This window comes from Streptomyces sp. NBRC 110035, assembly GCF_000829695.1.
Taxonomy (GTDB): Bacteria; Actinomycetota; Actinomycetes; order Streptomycetales; family Streptomycetaceae; genus Streptomyces.
The window spans coordinates 378,274-397,356 of record NZ_BBNN01000016.1 but is presented as its reverse complement, the minus strand read 5'-3'; the positions used below and the strand labels follow the sequence as shown (position 1 = coordinate 397,356).

Annotated in this window: 19 protein-coding genes and 2 pseudogenes; 7 read left to right on the top strand and 14 right to left on the bottom strand. The window is 74.2% G+C overall.

What is annotated here, in order from left to right; all coding sequences use genetic code 11:
• Nucleotides 1–151: 151 nt before the first annotated feature.
• The 3 genes from TU30_RS04325 to TU30_RS04315 form a co-directional block, all read right to left on the bottom strand.
• Nucleotides 152–688, bottom strand: a complete 537-nt coding sequence (locus TU30_RS04325; RefSeq protein ID WP_078878100.1) for a hypothetical protein — start codon at nucleotides 686–688, stop codon at nucleotides 152–154.
• 149 nt (nucleotides 689–837) lie between these two features.
• Nucleotides 838–2,913, bottom strand: coding sequence for a phage holin family protein (locus TU30_RS04320; protein ID WP_042164654.1), 2,076 nt, complete (start codon nucleotides 2,911–2,913; stop codon nucleotides 838–840).
• A gap of 150 nt (nucleotides 2,914–3,063) precedes the next feature.
• A complete protein-coding gene (locus tag TU30_RS04315) occupies nucleotides 3,064–3,465 on the bottom strand; it encodes a hypothetical protein (protein WP_042164652.1) in 402 nt (133 codons plus the stop codon).
• Nucleotides 3,466–3,546: 81 nt separating this feature from the next.
• Between TU30_RS04315 and TU30_RS04310 the strand changes: the two genes are divergently transcribed.
• Nucleotides 3,547–4,320, top strand: coding sequence for an MBL fold metallo-hydrolase (locus TU30_RS04310; protein ID WP_042164650.1), 774 nt, complete (start codon nucleotides 3,547–3,549; stop codon nucleotides 4,318–4,320).
• Nucleotides 4,317–4,961 carry a DedA family protein gene (locus TU30_RS04305; protein ID WP_234307766.1) on the top strand — a complete coding sequence of 215 codons (645 nt, stop codon included), beginning with the start codon at nucleotides 4,317–4,319 and terminating at the stop codon, nucleotides 4,959–4,961. The genes TU30_RS04310 and TU30_RS04305 overlap by 4 nt, the downstream gene beginning before the upstream one ends.
• A gap of 55 nt (nucleotides 4,962–5,016) precedes the next feature.
• Here the strand turns inward: TU30_RS04305 and TU30_RS04300 are convergent, their stop codons facing one another.
• The 4 genes from TU30_RS04300 to TU30_RS04285 form a co-directional block, all read right to left on the bottom strand.
• Nucleotides 5,017–6,081 (bottom strand): MBL fold metallo-hydrolase, encoded by a 1,065-nt coding sequence (locus TU30_RS04300; RefSeq protein WP_042164647.1) that lies wholly within the window; start codon nucleotides 6,079–6,081, stop codon nucleotides 5,017–5,019.
• Nucleotides 6,078–7,325: an aminotransferase class I/II-fold pyridoxal phosphate-dependent enzyme gene (locus TU30_RS04295; RefSeq protein ID WP_042164645.1), complete on the bottom strand. Its 1,248-nt coding sequence runs from the start codon at nucleotides 7,323–7,325 to the stop codon at nucleotides 6,078–6,080. Before TU30_RS04295 ends, TU30_RS04300 begins: the two co-directional genes overlap by 4 nt.
• A gap of 138 nt (nucleotides 7,326–7,463) precedes the next feature.
• Nucleotides 7,464–8,411, bottom strand: coding sequence for a hypothetical protein (locus TU30_RS04290; RefSeq protein ID WP_042164643.1), 948 nt, complete (start codon nucleotides 8,409–8,411; stop codon nucleotides 7,464–7,466).
• A gap of 215 nt (nucleotides 8,412–8,626) precedes the next feature.
• Nucleotides 8,627–8,833, bottom strand: coding sequence for a hypothetical protein (locus TU30_RS04285; protein WP_042164641.1), 207 nt, complete (start codon nucleotides 8,831–8,833; stop codon nucleotides 8,627–8,629).
• Nucleotides 8,834–9,024: 191 nt separating this feature from the next.
• On the opposite strand from TU30_RS04285, the gene TU30_RS04280 reads away from it, so the two are divergent.
• Nucleotides 9,025–9,417, top strand: a complete 393-nt coding sequence (locus tag TU30_RS04280; RefSeq protein WP_042164639.1) for a DUF2795 domain-containing protein — start codon at nucleotides 9,025–9,027, stop codon at nucleotides 9,415–9,417.
• A 59-nt stretch (nucleotides 9,418–9,476) separates the two neighbouring features.
• On the top strand, nucleotides 9,477–10,031 hold the full coding sequence (locus TU30_RS04275; RefSeq protein ID WP_042164636.1) for a type 1 glutamine amidotransferase domain-containing protein: 555 nt from the start codon (nucleotides 9,477–9,479) through the stop codon (nucleotides 10,029–10,031).
• Nucleotides 10,032–10,112: 81 nt separating this feature from the next.
• Here TU30_RS04275 and TU30_RS04270 read toward each other — a convergent pair.
• Nucleotides 10,113–10,447: pseudogene (locus TU30_RS04270) on the bottom strand (DUF6158 family protein).
• A gap of 38 nt (nucleotides 10,448–10,485) precedes the next feature.
• Nucleotides 10,486–12,105 carry an ABC-F family ATP-binding cassette domain-containing protein gene (locus TU30_RS04265; RefSeq protein WP_042164632.1) on the bottom strand — a complete coding sequence of 540 codons (1,620 nt, stop codon included), beginning with the start codon at nucleotides 12,103–12,105 and terminating at the stop codon, nucleotides 10,486–10,488.
• Nucleotides 12,106–12,306: 201 nt separating this feature from the next.
• Here TU30_RS04265 and TU30_RS04260 point away from each other — a divergent pair, with 201 nt between their 5' ends.
• The gene (locus tag TU30_RS04260) at nucleotides 12,307–13,128 is read left to right on the top strand and encodes a methyltransferase domain-containing protein (protein WP_042164629.1); all 822 of its coding nucleotides are present in this window, start codon (nucleotides 12,307–12,309) and stop codon (nucleotides 13,126–13,128) included.
• Between the two features lie 42 nt (nucleotides 13,129–13,170).
• A complete protein-coding gene (locus TU30_RS04255) occupies nucleotides 13,171–13,341 on the top strand; it encodes a hypothetical protein (RefSeq protein ID WP_042164855.1) in 171 nt (56 codons plus the stop codon).
• A gap of 101 nt (nucleotides 13,342–13,442) precedes the next feature.
• Here the strand turns inward: TU30_RS04255 and TU30_RS04250 are convergent, their stop codons facing one another.
• The 4 genes and pseudogenes from TU30_RS04250 to TU30_RS04235 form a co-directional block, all read right to left on the bottom strand.
• Nucleotides 13,443–14,141, bottom strand: coding sequence for a GvpL/GvpF family gas vesicle protein (locus tag TU30_RS04250; RefSeq protein WP_042164626.1), 699 nt, complete (start codon nucleotides 14,139–14,141; stop codon nucleotides 13,443–13,445).
• Nucleotides 14,142–14,266: 125 nt separating this feature from the next.
• A pseudogene (locus TU30_RS36870) lies at nucleotides 14,267–14,476 on the bottom strand (ATP-dependent DNA ligase); the annotation flags it as partial.
• Nucleotides 14,473–16,320, bottom strand: a complete 1,848-nt coding sequence (locus TU30_RS04240) for a transketolase (protein ID WP_042164621.1) — start codon at nucleotides 16,318–16,320, stop codon at nucleotides 14,473–14,475. The gene TU30_RS04240 and the pseudogene TU30_RS36870, both read right to left, overlap by 4 nt.
• Nucleotides 16,317–17,942 carry an FAD-dependent oxidoreductase gene (locus TU30_RS04235; RefSeq protein WP_078878099.1) on the bottom strand — a complete coding sequence of 542 codons (1,626 nt, stop codon included), beginning with the start codon at nucleotides 17,940–17,942 and terminating at the stop codon, nucleotides 16,317–16,319. Before TU30_RS04235 ends, TU30_RS04240 begins: the two co-directional genes overlap by 4 nt.
• Nucleotides 17,943–18,096: 154 nt before the next feature.
• Between TU30_RS04235 and TU30_RS04230 the strand changes: the two genes are divergently transcribed.
• Nucleotides 18,097–18,447: a VOC family protein gene (locus TU30_RS04230; protein ID WP_042164619.1), complete on the top strand. Its 351-nt coding sequence runs from the start codon at nucleotides 18,097–18,099 to the stop codon at nucleotides 18,445–18,447.
• Between the two features lie 71 nt (nucleotides 18,448–18,518).
• Here TU30_RS04230 and TU30_RS04225 read toward each other — a convergent pair whose 3' ends face one another.
• On the bottom strand, nucleotides 18,519–19,070 hold the full coding sequence (locus tag TU30_RS04225) for a GNAT family N-acetyltransferase (RefSeq protein WP_042164617.1): 552 nt from the start codon (nucleotides 19,068–19,070) through the stop codon (nucleotides 18,519–18,521).
• Nucleotides 19,071–19,083: the final 13 nt, after the last annotated feature.

Genomic DNA, 19,083 nt, shown 5'->3' with positions numbered 1-19,083 from the left:
GTGTGCGGCCGGGGAGGAAAGCGGTCGGGAGACTCCCGGGCCACCGGGTTCCCGGCCCTATCCGATCACACTACGGCTCGACGCGGTCGTAGGACCGGCGCCCTCACGGTGAGGGAGGGCGGCGGCGCCGCCGCGCCTCCGTGCGGGCCCGTCACACGGGTGCGCCCGGACCGTCCACCGCCGAGCGTGCCGTGCGGAGACGACGCATCGAGCGGCGGCGCATCCAGACGGCCCACCAGCAGAATCCGAGCGTGCCGGCCGCGAAGGCCACCGAGGGGACCACGGAGCCGCTGACCACGCCGAGGACGAGCAGGCCGACAGCGACGAGCCCCATCAGGGCGAGCCAGTAGGGGAACCACCGGCCCGCGCGCTGCATGCGGCCGAGCTGGTCGTCGGCCAGCCGCCGCACGGCCGCCCGTTCCTCCGGGTCCTGCGGCACCTCACCACGCCGTATCCTGCGGTGGAGGTCGGCGACCGCTCCCGGCCCCACGCCCGCGGCCCGTACGGCACGGCGACGCTGGACGGCCAGGACCGCCACGGTGACACCGGTGTAGAGCGCGCCGTGCGCGACCCAGAGCACGGGATGCTCGTCCCTGCGCAACAGGGCGGCGATCCCCACCCCCGACAAAAAGACCACCATCGCCTGGGCGGAAAGACTCCGGTCGAGCCAACGCTTGACGGCGGGCACGGCACGTACCTCCTCGGACGGTCGGGACAACCACGATCCGCCTTCATGTACCCCGTGTCCGGCGGCACATGGGCGGTCTGTCCCGCCGGACGGGGCTGGGGCCGGTGGCGGAAGGGGCACCTGCCGCGCGACCCGCTCTCGCCGCAGGCCTAGGCCGCCTGTTCCCGGTCCTGCTCCGGCTTCGGCACGGAGTCGTCCGCCTCCTGCAGCCAGCGGCGCAGTACGTGGTGGACCTGCTCGGCGCCGGCGAGTTCCTCCCCGTCGGGGACCGGCGGGGACAGGACGACCGGGGAGAGCAGGAAGGGACGGGACTGGTCACCGCCGAGGCCGCCGTGGGAGCCGATCTGTTCCTCGAAGGCGAGCACCTCGCCGTCGGCGGGGTCGTGGAAGGAGTTGACCATGATGTCGGCAGTGTGCGGGAAGGAGTGGGTGCGGCGTACGGTGTCGGCGGCGCCCGGACCGAACACGTCGAGCGGCCCGGGGTCGTCGTCGAGTTCGTCCAGGGGGATCTCCGCGCCGTGCGCGCCGAGCACGACGCCGTCGTGCCGTTGGCTGCGGACGAGCAGGAAGCCGATGCCGGGGTGGTTGGCGAGGGTCGGCAGCAGGGCGGGGTGGCGGGCGTCGATCTCCTCCTTGGTCATCCGGTGCGGCACGTCCGGGAAGGAGACCAGCCCGAGGTTGCCGGAGGCCAGGACGAGGGGCTCGGAGCCGCGCGAGGGGCGGTGCTGCTCGATGTGCTCCTCGACCGGGCGGTGCAGCGCCGCCCGGACCGCCGCGCGGGCCTCGGCGCCGCTGTGGGTGCGCCGGGCGCGGCGCGGCACGGGCAGTCCGCAGCCGGCCCGCACCAGGTCGCCGAGGGTGAGGCCGTAGCGGGAGCGGAAGGTCTCTCCGGGGCTCTGGCCGTGGTCGGAGAGGACCACGATCCGGTAGGGGCGGGGGGCGTGTTCGGCGACGTGCTCGACCAGGGCGAGGGAGCGGTCGAGGCGTTGCAGGACCTTCTCGGCGTCCCGGCCGGCAGGCCCGGAGTGGTGGGCCACCTCGTCGTAGGCGACCAGGTCGGCGTAGACCGAGGTACGGCCGGCGAGCAGGTCGCCCATGACGGCGGAGACGACCACGTCCCGTTCGACGACGGTCGCGAAGGCCCGTATGAAGGGGTAGAGCCCGCCGCGGGAGACGCGCGGGAGCTGTCCGGTCCACCGGGCGCGGGTGGACTGGCCGATCTCGCGGATCACCTCGGCGGCGAAGGACAGGGCGGTGCGCACGGCGTTGGCCGGGTCGGAGAAGTAGGCGAAGTAGCCGGAGCGGGAGCGGTTCTCGCGGCTGCGGCGGCGGGCGGCGATGGACAGCACCAGGGCCTGTTCGTCGGCGCCGCCGCTGAACAGGTTGCCGCGGCTGGCGCCGTCGTCGGCGAGCAGTCCGGGGTGTCCGGCGTACCGGACGGCCCGCTGCTGGAGTTCCACCGCGCTGGTGGGGCGGTTGCAGACCATCACCTCCCGGCGGTCCTTCTCGTACCAGCGGAAGGCGGGGACGTCGTGGTTGCTGCCGTGCAGGATGCCGAGCTGGCTGGCGCCGGTCTGGCTGGACCAGTCGGTGCGCCAGGGAGTGAGCCGGTGGGAGTGGGGAAGGCCGGCGTCGTCGGTGCCGAGCCAGCGGGCGACGGTCGGCATCAGGCCGTCGCCGACGGCACGCAGCAGGACGTCGTGGCCGACGCCGTCCAGTTGCAGGAAGACGGTGCCGGGGGTGGCCGGGACGGGCGGTGTGGTGCGGCGGCGGCGGTCGGCGAGGCGGTAGAGGCGGCGGCGGTAGGCGTCGTCGTCGCGCACGGCGAGGGCCGCTCCGGTGGCGGAGGCGACGGCGGACATCACGGCGGCGACCACGACCGCGGTCTCCCAGGCGGCGGTGCCGCGCTCGACGGGGTTGAGCCGCAGCGCCACCAGCAGGAGCGCGCCGTTGAGGAAGAACACCAGCAGGCCGAGGACGAGCGCCGGTACGAGCAGCAGCAGGCGCACCAGCAGCGGCCACACCAGTGCCGACAGCAGGCCGAAGGCGCCGGCGCCGAGCGCCGCGGTGACCGCGATGTCGGTGGCGCTGTCGCCGTCGGCGGAGCGCAGCCGGAAGTCGGGGAGGATGCCGGCGAGCACCAGCATGGTGAGGGTGGCGACCGCCCACACCGTGACGCTCCGCCCGATCTGACTGGCGATCCGCCGCCACCGCACGCCACTCACGTCCAGTCCACCTCACGTCCCGGCCCGTCTGCCGCCAGGGCGGCCTGCGAACCGGCCCCCGTCCGTACCCACACCCTGCCACAACGCCCGGACGTACCGTTTCGTCTCCCACAACCCGCGGGCGGCGCCCCGGAGCCGGGCGGGCGGGTCTCAACGGCCGTCGTAGCCCGCGGTCGGCATGGACAGGCGGCGGTGCACCCGGGCCTTCATCGCGGCGTCGTACAGCGGTTCGGCGTGGCCGACGGTCTCCACGCGCACCCCGCGCCGCGCGCATTCGGCGGTGAACTCCTCGACGCAGGACAGGGCGCTCTCCAGCACCCGGCGGCTGGGGGCCACGAACAGGTCGGAGCCGGGCCGCACGCCGTCCCACAGCACGCCGTGGTCGGGGCGCAGGCCGCGCACCAGCAGCTCCCGGGTCACCACGTACCCGCGCTCGTCGGCCCAGCGGGCGCACATGGCGTGCTGGCTGCGGGAGTCCACGAGGAAGGGATCGGCGTCCAGTTCCTCCAGCGGCGTCAGACTCGCGATCGCGATCACCCGCACCGTCCCCATGGCACCCCCTCACCTCCGGACCCGGCCGCCGACCCTACTCCTGCGCGTAGGCTTCGGGGAGTCGCAGAAGGAGGCGGAGCGGTGCCGGTGGAGGTCACCTGGTGGGGTCACGCCACCTGCACGGTCGAGGATGCGCGCACGCGCGTGATCACCGACCCTCTGTTCGCCCGCCGGTTCGCCCATCTGCGGCGCCGACGCGGCGCCCTGCCGCCGCCGGATGCCCGGCACGCGGACCTCGCGCTGGTCTCCCACCTGCACGCCGACCATCTGCATGTGCCGTCGCTGGCCCTGCTCGCCCCGGGCACGCACCTGCTCGTGCCCCGGGGCGCACGCCGTGCGGTGCCGGCGCTGCGCCGGCTCACGCATCTCAGGGTGAGCGAGGTGGGGCCCGGTGATGTCCTGACGGCGGGCGACCTGGTCGTACGGGCGGTGCCCGCCCGGCACGACGGGCGGCGGCTGCCGCTCGGGCGGCACCGCTCCCCCGCCCTCGGCTACGTCATGGAGGGCGAGGCACGGACCTACTTCGCCGGTGACACCGGGCTGTTCGACACGATGGCCGAGGAGGTCGGCCCCGTCGACGTGGCGCTGCTGCCGGTGGGCGGCTGGGGCCCGTACCTCGGCGAGGGACATCTGGACGCGGTCCGCGCCGCCGAGGCGCTGGCCCGGCTGGGGGCGCGCAGCGCGGTGCCGGTGCACTACGGCACGTACTGGCCGATCGGCATGGACGCCGTGCGTCCGCACGAGTTCCACTCGCCGGGCGACGAGTTCGTGCGGCGGGCGGCCGAGCGGGTGCCCGGGGTGCCGGTGCACCGGCTGGGGCACGGGGAGAGCGTGCGCCTGGAGGTTCCACGGTGATCCTGCCCGCCGCCCTGACGCAGACGGCCGTGCCGGTGACGGTGGCTCCGGACACCACCCAGCAGGCGATCGGGTACCCCTCGCTGTTCCTGCTGGTGCTGATCGGGGCGCTGGTGCCGGTGGTACCGACCGGGGCGCTGGTCAGTGCGGCGGCGGTGGTCGCCTTCCACCGGGCGGCACCGGTCTCGATGGTGCTGGTGTTCGCGACGGCCTCGCTGGCCGCGTTCATCGGGGACACCGCGCTCTACTGGCTGGGGCGGCGCGGGATGCGGTCGCGGAACGGCTCGCGCTGGCTGAAGGCGATCCGGGCGCGGGCGCCGGAGGAGCGGCTGAGTCAGGCGCGGGAGAAACTCGCCGACCACGGCGTCTCGGTGCTGGTGCTGTCCCGGCTGGTGCCGGCGGGGCGTCTTCCGGTGATGCTGGCCTGCCTGATAGCCGACTGGCCCGTCCGCCGCTTCGTCCGCGGCAACCTGCCGGCCTGTCTGGCCTGGGCGGCGACGTACCAGCTGATCGGCGTCCTCGGCGGCTCGCTGTTCGACGAGCCCTGGCAGGGCGTGCTCGCGGCGATCGTCCTGACCGTCCTGATCAGTACGGCTCCGGGCGCGTGGCGTTACCTGCGGGGGCGGGCGGCAGCGCGATGACCGCCCGCCCCCCGGGGACGACGGGCGGGCGGCGGTGGGCGCCGGGCGGCTCCGCTCACTCCAGGACGCGGGAGCCGCCGACGGACAGGTCCCAGAGGTGCTCGCGGGGCAGGCCCGCCCGGTCCCAGGCGGCACGGACGCGGGTGAGGGGCTCCAGCACCGGTTCGGCGGAGAGGACGAACGTCGCCCAGTGCATCGGCGCCATCCGGCGCGCGCCGAGGTCACGGGCGGCAAGGACCGCCTCCTCCGGGTCGCAGTGGACGTCCCTGAGCCACCAGCGCGGCTCGTAGGCGCCGATGGGCAGCAGGGCGAGGTCGATGCCGGGGTAGCGGCGCCCTATCCGGGAGAACCAGTGGCCGTAGCCGGTGTCGCCGCCGAAGTAGACGCGCTGCCCGTCGGAGTCGGTGAGCACCCAGCCGCCCCACAGGGAGCGGCAGGTGTCGGTGAGGGTGCGCTTGGACCAGTGGTGGGCCGGCACGAAGTCGAAGCGGACGCCCTTGAGCTCGGCGGCCTCCCACCAGTCCAGCTCGGTGACGCGGGTGAACCGGCGGCGGTGGAACCAGCCGGCGAGCCCGGCCGGCACGAACACCGGGGTGTCGCGCGGGAGCCGGCGCAGCGTGGGGGCGTCCAGGTGGTCGTAGTGGTTGTGGCTGATGACGACCGCGTCGACGCGGGGCAGGGCCTCCCAGGCGACGCCGACGGGGGTGATGCGGGCCGGGGTGCCGAGGATGCGTCGGGACCAGACGGGGTCGGTGAGCACGGTGAGTCCGCCGATCCGCACCACCCAGCTGGCGTGCCCCGCCCAGGTGGCGGCGACCGTGCGGGTACCGACACGGGGCAGCGGGCCGGGGGCGTAGGGCAGTCGCGGTATGTCGGCGAGACCCTGCGGGCCGGGCCTGGTGGAGCCCTCGCGGGCGAAGCGGGCGAGCCCTTTCAGGCCGGGCAGCGGGGAGGTGAGCCGGTCGTGGAAGGTGCGCGGCCACACCCGCCGTTCGGCGAGCGGACGGGGTTCGGCAAGCGGAGGGTACGGGTCCGGGGAGGAACCGGCCACCGGGCCGGCAGGGTTCGGGCCGGCGGTGTGCGGGGCGGTGCTCGTGGTCGGCTCGGAGTGCTGCGTCATCGATCGGGCTCCCCTCGCTGGGCGTCATCGCGGAGATCGTCGAAGACCGTTTTCAGGTGGATCAACCTGCTTCGCAGGTACGGGAGTTCCAACGGCGCGGAGGACCCGAGGCATTCCGCGCGCCGCTCGGCGGTGTCGCCGAGCAGAGGCGCGGTGGACAGCCGTACGCGGGGTGCTTCGAGGTCGTCGCCGAAGCGGTGACCGCCCGCCGCGGGCATGCCCAGCCGTCCGGTGAGGAAGTCCTCCAGCTCCTGCGCGTCGCCGACACCGTGCGCGGCGAGTGCCGGGGCCAGCGGCGCGAGGTCGACGTACAGGTGCCGCCCGGCCTGCGGGGGCCGGACCAGGGCTCCCGCGGGGACCACCGCGTCGCGCGCGGCCGCGGCCACCCGGGCGTGCAGGCGGACGGTGGCCGCGACCCGCGTGGTGACCGGTTCCGGTTCGGACAGCGCGTAGGCGGCGGCCGCGGCGACCGGGGTGGCGACCCGCGCGTCGAGCGCGGTCAGGACGTCGAGCACGCGCGCGTGCAGCGCGCCGCCCGCCGCGCCCACCGGGAAACGGGCGACCGCGGCGGGCCAGCCGGGCGGGAGCAGGGCGCCCGCCAGGTCGGTGACCACGGTGACCCGTTCGGGCAGCATCTCGGCGGGGCTGAGCAGCACGGTCTCGTGCGGTGCGTGCAGGGTGTCGCGCCAGGTCTCGTCGCTCACCAGGTGCAGCCCCTCGCCGACGGCGGCCTCGAGGGTCTCGTGCAGCAGCTCGGGCGGGGCGACGGTGGCGGTGGGGTCGTCGGCGACGGAGAGCACCAGCAGACGGGGGTCGCCGCCCTCGGCACGCAGCCGCCGCACGGTCTCCAGCAGGGCGTACGGGTCGGGGACGCCTCCGCTCTCGGCGGGCGTCGGCACATGGAAGGCGGGGCGGCCGAGCAGCCGGGCGTAGGGCGCCCACCAGGCGGCGCAGGGCCGGGGCACCAGCACGCCCCCGCCGATCGCCGCGGTGAGCGCCACGAGCAACGCGGGCGCGCCGGGCCCGGCGGCCACCCGGTCCGGCGCTGCGGGCAGGCCGCGCCGGTCGCCGTGGCCGCACGCGGCGTCCAGCAGGACCGGGCCGCCTCCGACCGGCTCGGCCTCCGGGCGGGACACGGCGGCGGCGAGGACGGCGGCCAGTTCGGGCAGCACGGGCAGTCCGTCCTCGGGCAGCGCCGGCCCGAAACGGACGGGGCCGTGGCCTTCGGGGTCCGTCCGCCGCATACGCACCTCCACGCAGTGTCCGGTGTCAGTACCCACGGTTGTCAGTACCCACGGTGCCCGTCCCGCTCCGGTCCATGCCCCGGCAGGGAGGACCGGGTGCGGGGGCCGGCCGGTCGTGGAAGGCCGCCCGGGGAGGCATCAGCGGTCCGTACGCGTGCCCCTGGCCCGGTGGAGCCGGTGGGCGGCGGCGCCGAACGCACCCGCGACCAGCAACCCGCCCGCGACCAGGGCGGGGACGGAACCGGTGGATCCGCCGCCCGCTCCCGCGTGGACGCCTCCCGGAACGGTGGGACCACTGCAGTGGGCGTGCCCGGACGGAGGGCAGGGCGAAGGGGACGGCTTGTGGGAGGGGGACGGTTTGCGGGGGTGGGACGGGGACGGCGCGCGGGAGGGGACGCCGGAACCGCCCGGGTGGCGGGCGACGACGGTGAAGGTGACGCTCCACGGCTCGCCCTTCCCGCCGGGTGCGGCCGGGCACGTGCCCTCGACGGTCCACGTGGAGCCGCCGCCCTCCGTGCCGACGGCGCCGAGCGCGCCGAACGCTTCGGGGGTGAGCGCGTCGAACGCACCGTCGGCGGGGCTCGCGGGGCCCTCCGCCTCCTCGGTGTTCTCGGTGTTCTCGGCATCTCCGTCGACGGCGCCTCCGCCGGTCCCCCCGCCGAGTTCCTCGTTCGGGTCGCCGTCCAGGCCCTCGTCCCGGTCCTCGTGGAACACCTCATCGAGTTCCTCGTCGATCTCCTCGTCGAAGGGTTCGTCCTCCCGGGTCCCTGCCGTGCCCTCCGCGGCCAGGACGTCCTGGATGTCCGCGGTGCCGCGGTAGGCCGGGCCGGACTCCTCCTCGTCGGCGCCGGTGGCCTTCCTCAGTTCGACGACCTCCCCGTCGAAGGCCGCCGAGGTCGCCTCCAGGGTCTGCGGCGGGGGCCCGTCGGTCGGGTCGCAGGAGACCGAGACGGTGACGGTGCCGCCCGGGGCCACGCTGCCCGGACTGACCTCGGCGGACGGTTCCGCGGACGCGGCGGGCACGAGTACGTTGAGGACGGCACCGACGGCTGCGGCGAGGGTCAGGGCACGGGCGGTGCGGCGCATGGTGCGGGCTCCTTCGGGCGACGGCCGGGGCACGGCGTCCCGTTCGACGGCCGCGGGGGTGATCCCACGTCGGCGGGCACGGGGGTCACGCCCCGCATCCATCACAGTCCCCCGGCCACCGCATCGCGCGCGGCCGGGCCCCATTCGCGGGACGCGCACGCCCGAGCGGGTGAAACCCTGGTACGCCGGAACCCGTACGGCGGACCAAGAGCGGATCAAGAACCGCCGGGAACCCGCCCCGGTCCCGCCCGGACGGCCGGCGCGGCGAGCGTGGCACCGGCCCGGGTGCCCGCGTCGCCCGGTGGAGCGAGGCCGTCGGGGGCCCGCTCGGGCGGGACGGGCAGCAGGAGTTCCTCGTAACGGCCCAGCATCAGCACGACGCCGAGCATGAGCGACGGAATGAGCACGGCGAGCACCGCCATGACCGGTCCCTTTCCAGGAGACGCGTGGGGGGCACGTAGGAGCGAGCGAACCGGGTCTCCCGCAGCTCCCGGCGCAAACCGGCGGCGCGCGAGGCTCCTGGTGGAGGCGATGACGATCCGCCCGGCGAACCCCGTGTCGGTCTCCGCTGTCCGGGTACGCGGTGCGCACCCCGAACCATCTGGAGGGAAACATGCAGCGAGGCAGTAACCGGCTGAGCGCTCACCGCGACGACGAGATGAAGCACGAGCTGCAGGGCCTGCTGAGGTCGGGGCGCCCCACCCGGACCGAGGAGTGGAACGATCCGGAGCCGTCCGCCGAGGACGACCCGGAGGTGGCGCACGGCCCGGTGACGCCGAGCCGCGCACCGACGTCACTGGAGTCGGTGCGGCTGGAGCTGGCCAGGATCCTGGGCCGCGGGGCGTTCCCCGCGGGCCCGCGCGAGCTGATGCGCACCCTGAGCCGGCGGCACGCCCCCGACACGCTCGTCGAGGCGCTGGAGCGGCTGCCGCGACAGGCCCGCTACGACAGCGTCCAGGAACTGGCCGAGGCGCTGACCCGGTCCCGGGAGACGGAGAACGCGTAGGCGTCCGGCTCCCCCCACACGACATCCGAACAACTCATACGGAAAGGACGGAGCGCACCATGCGCATCGCATTCCTCGTCGCGCCCGAAGGTGTCGAGCAGGTCGAGCTGACCGAGCCGTGGCAGGCGGCCGTGGACGCCGGTCACGAACCCGTGCTCGTGTCGACGCGGTCCGGCAGCATCCAGGCCTTCAACCATCTCGACAAGGCGGACACCTTCCCCGTGCAGGAGGTCGTCGGCGACACGTCGGCCGACGCCTTCGGCGGGCTGGTGCTGCCGGGCGGCGTGGCCAACCCGGACCTCCTGCGCACGGACGAGAAGGCCGTCGCGTTCGTGCGGGACTTCGCCGGGCAGGGGCGGCCGGTCGCTGCGATCTGCCACGCGCCCTGGACCCTCATCGAGGCGGACGTGGTCCGCGGCAGGGAGCTGACCAGCTGGCCCAGCCTCGCAACCGACCTGCGCAACGCCGGTGCCACCTGGGTCGACGAACAGGTGAAGGTCTGCGACCACGGCCCCGGCAAGCTGGTCACCAGCCGCAAGCCGGACGACCTCAAGGCGTTCTGCGAGACGTATCTCGAGGTCTTCGCCGCGGAGGCGGACGCCGGGGCCGCCTGAGGCCGGCGGCCGTCCCGGGCAGGAGTCCGGGACGGCCGCACCGCGCCCGCACGAGGGGCCGGCCTCCCGCCCGGACGAAGGTCAGGTGCCCGGGGCCGTGGGGGTCGCCCCGGCCGCGCCGGTCCGCTCGCGGGCGCCCTCGCGGGTGCGGGCCGCCGCCACCCGGCGGCGGGGGTTGCGGCGCAGGTACTCCCCCTCCAGTTGCGCCATGCGCTCGTTGTGGGCCCGCAGCGCGCCGTTGGAGGCGTACAGCAGTGTGTCGTGACGCGTGCGGTGGATGGTTTCCAGCTCCTTCATGAGCTGCTGGTCGTCCAGGCGGTTCGGCTCGACTCCGGTCATCGTGTGCCCCGCTCGTCGTGTGCGTCCTGCGGTCCGGGTACCCGCCGGGGAAGGCCACGGGCCCCGCGTCCCTGCATCCACTCTACGAACATCCCGGCCACCGGGCCCGTTCCGCCTACCGGGCCCGTTCCACCCGGCGCTCGTCCCACACCGGTTCGGAGGTCTCCCGGACCCTGCCGTCGCTGCCGAAGACCAGGTAGCGGTCGAAGGAGCGGGCGAACCAGCGGTCGTGCGTGACGGCCAGCACCGTGCCCTCGAACGCCTCCAGGCCCTCCTGGAGCGCCTGGGCCGACTCCAGGTCCAGGTTGTCCGTCGGCTCGTCGAGCAGCAGGGCCGTGACGCCCCGCAGCTCGAGGAGGAGGATCTGGAACCTGGCCTGCTGGCCGCCGGAGAGCCGCTCGAAGGTCTGCTCGGCCTGGCCGGTCAGTTCGTAGCGGCGCAGCCGGGACATGGCGGCGCCCCGGCCCTGGGCGTGCTCCTTCCACAGGATGTCCAGGAGGGTGCGGCCCTCCAGTTCGGGGTGCGCGTGCGTCTGCGCGAAGTGTCCGGGGACGACGCGGGCGCCGAGCCGCCAGCCGCCGGTGTGGCCCACCTCCTCCCCGGCGAGCAGGCGCAGGAAGTGCGACTTGCCGGAGCCGTTGGAGCCGAGCACGGCGACCCGCTCCCCGTAGAAGACCTCCAGGTCGAACGGCTGCATCAGGCCGGTGAGTTCGAGCTGCTCGCAGGTGATCGCACGGACTCCGGTCCGGCCGCCCTTCAGGCGCATCCTTATGTCCTGCTCACGCGGTGGCTCCGGTGGCGGGCCGGCCTCCTCGAACTTGCGCAGCCGGGTCTGCGCCGCCTGGTACCGGGACGCCATGTCGTGGCTGACGGAGGCTGCCTGGCGGAGGTTCAGCACCAGCTTCTTCAACTGGGCGTGCTTCTCGTCCCACCGTTTGCGCAGCTCCTCGAAGCGTGCGAAGCGTTCGCGGCGGGCCTCGTGGTACGTGGCGAAGCCGCCGCCGTGCACCCAGGCGCCGGCGCCGGCGGGGCCCGGTTCGAGGGAGACGACGCGCTGGGCGGCGCGGGCGAGGAGTTCGCGGTCGTGAGAGACGAACAGCACGGTCTTACGGGTCTGTTCGAGCCGCTCCTCCAGCCAGCGCTTGCCGGGCACGTCGAGGTAGTTGTCGGGCTCGTCGAGGAGCAGGACCTCGTCGGTGCCGCGCAGGAGCGCCTCGAGGACCAGGCGTTTCTGCTCACCGCCGGAGAGGGTGCGCACCTGGCGCCACTGCGCCTGGTCGTACGGGACTCCGAGCGCGGCCGTCGTGCACATGTCCCAGAGCGTCTCGGCCTCGTAGCCACGTGCCTCGGCCCAGTCGGCGAGGGCCTGCGCGTACTCCAGCTGCGCGGCCTCGTCGTCCACGGTGAGGAGGGCGTGCTCGGCCTCGTCGACGGCGCGGGCCGCTTCGCGGATCCGGGGTGCGGCGACGGAGACGAGCAGGTCGCGCACGGTCGTCCCGTCCCGTACGGAGCCCACGAACTGGCGCATGACGCCGAGGCCGCCGCTGACCGTGACCGATCCGCCGTGCGGCTTCAGCTCGCCCGAGAGGAGACGCAGGAGCGTCGTCTTGCCCGCGCCGTTGGGCCCCACCAGGGCCATGACGGCCCCTTCCCCCACCCGGAAGGACACGTCGCCCAGAAGCGCCCTCCCGTCGGGAAGGAAGTACTCCAGATACGCGGCTTCGAGGTGACCCATGGGAGGCGATTGTCCGGGGCGTCGACACGGGTGGCAAACCGTTTTGACCGCCGGGCCCGCGCACGCCCGCGGCCGCGACCCTTCGCCCGACATGTGAAACACGGGTCTCACAATACGGTCGGATCGCCTACCGTGTCGGTCACGCACGGCACCCCGGAACGCCGGAACGCCGGAACGCGACAGGAAGGGACGGGCCCTCTCATGTCCGCACCGCAGGAGACAGCCGTCTACACCCACGGGCACCATGAGTCGGTGCTCAGGTCGCACACCTGGCGGACGGCGGCCAACTCGGCGGCGTACCTCCTCGGGGCGCTGGAGCCCTCCTCGCGGATCCTGGACATCGGCTGCGGGCCCGGCACCATCACCGCGGACCTGGCCGCGCTCGTCCCCGACGGACACGTCACCGGGCTCGACCGGGCACCGGGTGTCCTGGAGCGGGCCCGGTCGACGGCCGCCGGGCGGGGCCTGACGAACACCGCGTTCACGGTGGGGGACGTGCACGCGCTGGACTTTCCGGACGACACGTTCTCCGTGGTGCACGCCCATCAGGTGCTCCAGCACGTGGGCGATCCGGTGCGGGCGCTGCGCGAGATGAAGCGGGTGACCGCGCCGGGCGGCGTCGTCGCCGTCCGCGACGCGGACTACGCGGCGATGACCTGGTACCCCCTGTCCCGGGGCATGGACGACTGGCTGGACCTGTACCGGCGGGTGGCACGGGCCAACGGGGGCGAGCCGGATGCGGGGCGGCGGCTGAAGGCCTGGGCACTGGCCGCCGGGTTCACGGACATCACCGCGACCTCGGGCACCTGGACCTACTCGACCTCCGAGGAACGGGCCTGGTGGAGCGGTCTGTGGGCCGACCGCACGGTGGCGTCGGAGTATGCCGGGTCGGCCACCGGGCAGGGCCACGCCACCGGTGAGCAGCTGAGGGCGGTGGCGGACGCCTGGCGGGAGTGGGGCGCGCGGGACGACGGATGGTTCAGCGTGCTGCACGGAGAGATCCTCTGCCGCGAGGACGCGTGAAACGAGAATTCCGGGCAACCAGTAGTGCAGGAGGTCGAGACAATGGTTCCTGTTCTGCTCGTACTGCTTCTGGTTCTGGTTCTTTTCGGCGCCGGATTCGCCGTGAAGGTGCTCTGGTGGATCGCGCTGGCGGTCCTTGTCCTGTGGCTGCTGGGATTCTTCATGCGCGGCACGTCCGCGAGCGGCGGCAGGGGCCGTTGGTATCGGTGGTGAGATGAAGAAAACCCCCGGGCCCGGTGCGAAGGCCGAGCCCTCGAAGCCCCTCGGGCTCCCGGAGTGCAGACCCCTTTCCAGGGGTCTGCACTCCGGGCCGTTCAGGCGCCTTCCCCGGCGAACGAATACGCCGCCCACGGTCCGGTGAGGTCCACGCGGATTCCGGGCACCGCGCCTTTGGCCCGCTCCACCCTTTCCACGAACTTCTCGGATTCCGCCCGGGGTACGAGAAAAGCCGCGTCGAGCACACTGCGTCCCGGGGTGCGGTCGTCGTGGAGCGCGGGATTGCGTGACGCGTACGGACGGGAATCCTCGGCGTACCCGGACAGCGTCTCGAACAGCCGGTTCGCGAGAACCTCGGCCTGCCGCGGGGACACCGGTGGGACGGCGGAGGTCTCGGCCGGCTCCTCCACGAAGACCCTGACGCCCCATTCCACCCGGCCCTCCAGCCGGTCCAGCGTCCGCAGGAAGTGCTCCTCGCGCGTCTCCATCATCGTCCGTACGCCGCTGTCGTCGGGGAACACGCTGCCCAGCCTCAACGGCAGCGGGGTGGTGACGGTGGTGAGCGCGTCGACGACGCCCTGGTGGGCGCGGGCGACCGCGGTCAGCCAGTCGGGGTCCTCCCGGCGCGCGGGGAACGCCTCCTCGGCGAAGTCGGCCTCCGGGACATGGCTGACGACGGCCACCAGGCCGTGGTGCGGCAGCAGCCGGGGCGGATAGCCCGCCACACCGGACAGCTGCGCCTGGAGCGGCGTGCCGTAGGGACGGCATATGGCGTACACGTACCGCAGTCCGGTCACGAAGCCTCCTTCGGGGCACGGCCGCCGGCCGGCCGCCGTGTCGGCGTCCTGTTCCCACCGCCCGGGGCGCTCAGCCGCCGGCGGGCCGGTCCCCGTGCGCGGCCCCGGCGCGACAGTCCGGCCCGGGGGCCGGTACGCAGGTGCGGCAGCAGGAACGGGGCGACGGCCCGGTGGTGTGCGACGAGGTCGCCCCCGGTGTGCTCCCGGGCGCCCCCGCCGCCGGGGAAGAGCACCTCCCCCGGCCGGTGGATCCCCACCCTGCGGCGGCCGGTCCGCGCCGTCCGCACACCGTCACGGGCCCCGCCGTCACGGCCGTCGCCGCCGCTGTCGGTCACGGCACGATCGCCCCCTCCGCCAGCAGCCGTCCGGCCGCCGCGATGGAACCGGCGTCGATGCCCGCGGCCCGCAGCTGCTCCTCGGGCGAGGCCGAACCGGGCATGTCCCGGACGGCCAGCCGTACCAGGCGCGGGACGGGCCGCCCGTCGGTGAAGGCGTCGAGGACCGCGTCCCCGAGACCGCCCTCCGGGTGGTGGTCCTCCACGGTCAGCAGGCAGCCGGTCTCCTCCGCCGCCCGGCGCAGGGTGTCCCGGTCGACGGGCCTGACCGAGTACAGGTCGATCACCCGGACCGCGATGCCCTGCTCGGCCAGGGTGTCCGCGGCGACCAGCGCCTCGGACACCGTGACACCGGCCGCGAGCACGGTCAGCCGGTCCTCGGCCGAGGAACGCAGCACCTTGCTGCCGCCGACGGGGAACTCCTCGTCGGGGCCGTAGATCACCGGGCTCCCGCCCCGCGAGGTCCGCAGGTAGCGGATGCCGTCGAGGTCCGCCATGGCGGCCACCAGGCGCGCGGTCTGGTTGGCGTCACACGGGTACAGCACGGTCGATCCGTGCACCGCCCGCATCATCGCCAGGTCCTCGAGACCCATCTGGCTGGGCCCGTCCTGGCCGATGGCGACGCCGGCGTGCGAGCCGACGAGGTTGATCCCCGAACCGCTGATCGACGCCATGCGGACGAAGTCGTACGCGCGGGTCAGGAAGGCGGCGAAGGTGGTCGCGTACGGCACCCGGCCCCGCGCCGCGATGCCGGTCGCCGCGGCGACCATCTGCTGCTCGGCGATGTAGCACTCGACGTAGCGCTCGGGGTGCTCCTTGGCGAAGAGCTCCGCGCGGGTGGAGTCGCCGACCTCTCCGTCCAGGGCCACGACGTCGCCGCGCGCGGTGCCGAGGGCGGCCAGCGCCTCGCCGAAGGCGTCGCGCGTCGCGACCTTCCCGCCCTTGTCCCACCGGGGCGGTTCGGCCTGCCCGGTGGACACGGCCTGCAGGACACGTGCGTCGGACGGTTCCCGCACCCGGACGCGCAGGTCGCGCGGGCCGCCGAGTTCGGCGATCGCCTCGTCGGCCTCCGGCAGTGGCTTGCCGTGCATCCCCTCACGGTCCTGGACGGCCGCGACGCCCTTGCCCTTGAGGGTCCTGGCGAGGATCACGGTCGGCTGCCCCCTGGTGGAGGCCGCCTCGCCGCAGGCGCGGTCGACGGCGTCGACGTCGTGTCCGTCCACCTCCACGGTGTGCCAGCCGAAGGCCTGGAACCGGCGGGCGTAGGCGTCGAGGTCGTGCCCGTACCGGGTGGGGCCGCGCTGGCCGAGCCGGTTGACGTCCACGACGGCGGTGAGGTTGTCGAGGTTCTCGTAGGAGGCCTGCTCGGCGGCCTCCCACACCGAGCCCTCGGCCAGTTCGCTGTCCCCGCACAGCACCCACACCCGGTAGCCGGTGCGGTCGAGCCGTTTACCGGCCAGCGCGATGCCGACGCCGACGGGGAGCCCCTGGCCGAGCGACCCGGTGGCCGTCTCGACCCAGGGCAGCCGCCGGGGAGTGGGATGCCCTTCGAGACGGCTGCCGAGCTCGCGGAAGGTGAGCAGTTCCTCGTCGTCGATGGCTCCGGCCGCCTTGAAGGCGGCGTACATCAGGGGCGAGGCGTGTCCCTTGGAGAGGACGAGGCGGTCGTTGCCCGGGTGGTCGGGGCGGTCGAAGTCGTAGCGGTAGTGGTGGGCCAGCAGGACGGCCATCAGGTCTGCCGCGGACATGGAGGACGTGGGGTGCCCGGAGCCGGCGGCGGCCGCGGCGCGGATGCTGTCCACGCGCAACTGCTGTCCGAGCTCGACGAGTTCACCGGTGTTCATGAGTCTCCTTGAGCGGGAGGGATGGGGTCGTCGGGATCACGGGGGTACCTGGGTCCGGTCGCGTCGGCGTGGCCTGCCTCGTTCCCCGGGGTGTCGGTGCGTTTGACGGGGCCGGGGGCGATGTCCGGGCCGGTGGGCGGCCCTGGGGCCGGCCGGCCGCCCTTCGCGGGCTCACCACCGGGCTGGTTCCTCGCGGGCTCACCACCGGGCTGGTTCCTCGCCGGCTCGGTGGCCGACTGCGATGCGGCGGGCCGCCCGGGGGCCGGCCGCGGTCCGGCGGGCTCGTCGTCCTCGTCGGCGTGGTGCTCCCGCCCCGGGCCGGACGGCACCCGGGCCAGTTCCGGGGAGGCCGTGTCGAGCGGCACCGACCACGACCGTACAAGCCCCAGCTGGACCGCCTGACGCGGCAGTACGGCGTCCAGCAGCCAGTCGGCGGCGACCCGGACCCGGTTGCCGGGCATCGCCGCGAGATGGTAGCCGCGGGCGACCGCGCCCGCCGCCGGACCGGACAGGTTGACGCCCAGCGGGTTGGCCGCCGCCTTGACGCCACCGAGGTCCACCACGAAGCCCAGGTCGCGGTGGCGGTAGGCGCGCGGCTCGCCGTCGCCGAGGGAGGCGGCGACGTTGTGGGCACAGACCTTGCCCTGCCGCCAGGCGTGCTGCGCGGTCATCGGGGTGTACTGCCCGGGCTCCTCCAGGTCGGGGACGGCCGCCGCGTCGCCGCAGGCGAACACCTCGGGCCGGCCCGGTACCCGCAGCTGCGGGTCGACCAGCAGCCGCCCGCGTTCCATGGGCAGCCCGAGCGACTCTGCGAGCGGATCGGGCCGTACTCCCACGCACCACACCACCGTCCGGGTGTCGACGAACTCGCCGTCGGTCAGCAGCACCCCCTCGTGCGTGGCCTCCTTCACGGAGGTTCCCATGCGCACCTCCACGCCCCGGTCGCGCAGGACCCGGTCGGCGGTGCGGGAGAGCCGCTCGTCGAGTTCGGGCAGCACGCGGTCGGCGATGTCCAGCAGCAGCCAGCGTGGCCGCATGCCGGTCCGCATGGGGTGCTGGTGAACCTGCGCGTCGCTGAACAGTTTTCCGTGCGCGGCGACCTCGGTTCCGGTGTAACCGGCACCGACCACGACGAAGGTGCACCGGGCGGCGCATGTCGCGGGATCGTCGGTGGCGGCCGCGAGCTCCACCTGCCGGGTCACGTGGTCGCGCAGGTACAGCGCCTCGGGCAGACCCCGGAAGCCGTGCGCGTGCTCGGCGACGCCGGGAATGGGCAGCAGCTTGTTGACACTGCCGGCGGCCAGCACCAGCCGGTCGTACGCGAGGGTGCCGCCCTCGCCCTCGGGGCCGGTGTAGCGCACGGTGCGTGCGTCGAGGTCGATGCCGCCGGCCTCGCCCAGCACCAGCCGTACGTGCGGGAGCGTGCCGGAGAGGGAGACCGTGACCCGGCGGGGCTCCAGGACTCCGGCGGCGACCTGGGGCAGCAGGGGCAGGTACAGGAAGTAGTCGGTCGGATTCAGCAGGGTGATGTCGGCCCGCCCCCGGGACAGCCGGGACAGGGTGCGGGCGGTGCGGTAACCGGCGAAGCCGGCACCGACGATCACGATGCGGGGTCGCCCCACGGCTCGCCTCCAACGCTGTCGTCACGTGCTTCGGGAGACTTCCGCGTTTCCCCGGACCGGGGGGCCAAACGTCCGCCGGTCCCCGATCCGGCCGGGCACGAGGTGGGGCGGGCCGAGGTACAACCGCCGCAGCGGGCCAACTAGGCTCGTCGTCATGGAGATTCTGGGTGCCACACTGCGCGTCTGCGTCGACGACATCGAGACCGCGATCCCCTTCTACGAGCGGCTGGCGGGAGGCAGGGCCCTGCGCTTCGAGCGGGCCGGTGTCCAGGTGGCCGCCGTCGGCTGCTTCCTGCTGATGAGCGGCCCCGCGGCCGAGCTGGACGTGCTGCGCAAGGTGGCGGCGACCATCGCGGTGGAGGACGTCGAGGAGGCCGGTCAGGTGCTGGCCGAGATGGGCGCGGACATCATCGCGGGCCCGCTGCCCACCCCGGTGGGCCGCAATCTCATCGCACGGCACCCGGACGGGGCGGTGTACGAGTACGCGGACCGCCGCGCCGCCTGACCCGCCTGGCCCGCCTGGCCCGCCTGGCAACGGCTGTCTCCGTCCTCCGGACCCGGGCCGCGCCGGCACGATCAGTGCGGCCCGCACATCTCGCGGGTGAGTGCCCAGCGCTCGTGGTCGCGCCAGGCGCCGTCGATGAAGAGCATGTCCGGAGAGAACCCCTCGAGGCGGAATCCGCAGCCGCGGGCCAGGGCGATGGAGGCGGCGTTGGCGGGCTGCACGTTGATCTCCAGCCGGTGCAGCCGCATCGGCCCGAAGGCGTGCCGCACGACGAGGCCGAGCCCTTCGCGCATCAGCCCGCGCCCCGCCGCGTGCGCGAACGCCCCGTACCCCAGGACGCCGCACTGGAACGCGCCGTGCACGATGTTGTTGATGTTGATGAACCCGGCGACGGAGCCGTCGTCCTTCTCACAGACCAGGAAGCCCGCCCTGGCCGGGTCCTCGATCAGCCGCTGCGCGTACGCGGAGTACGCCGAGGAGCTGTCCGGCGGGAACAGCCAGGGGTGGTGCAGCTCCTTGCTCTGCCGGGCGCGGGCGGTGAACTCGGCGCTGTCCGCGTGGGTGAAGTGACGTATCCCCACGTGGGGGCCTTCGGCGAGGTAGCGGGAAGCGGGGTGCGGCACCGTGCCACCCTAC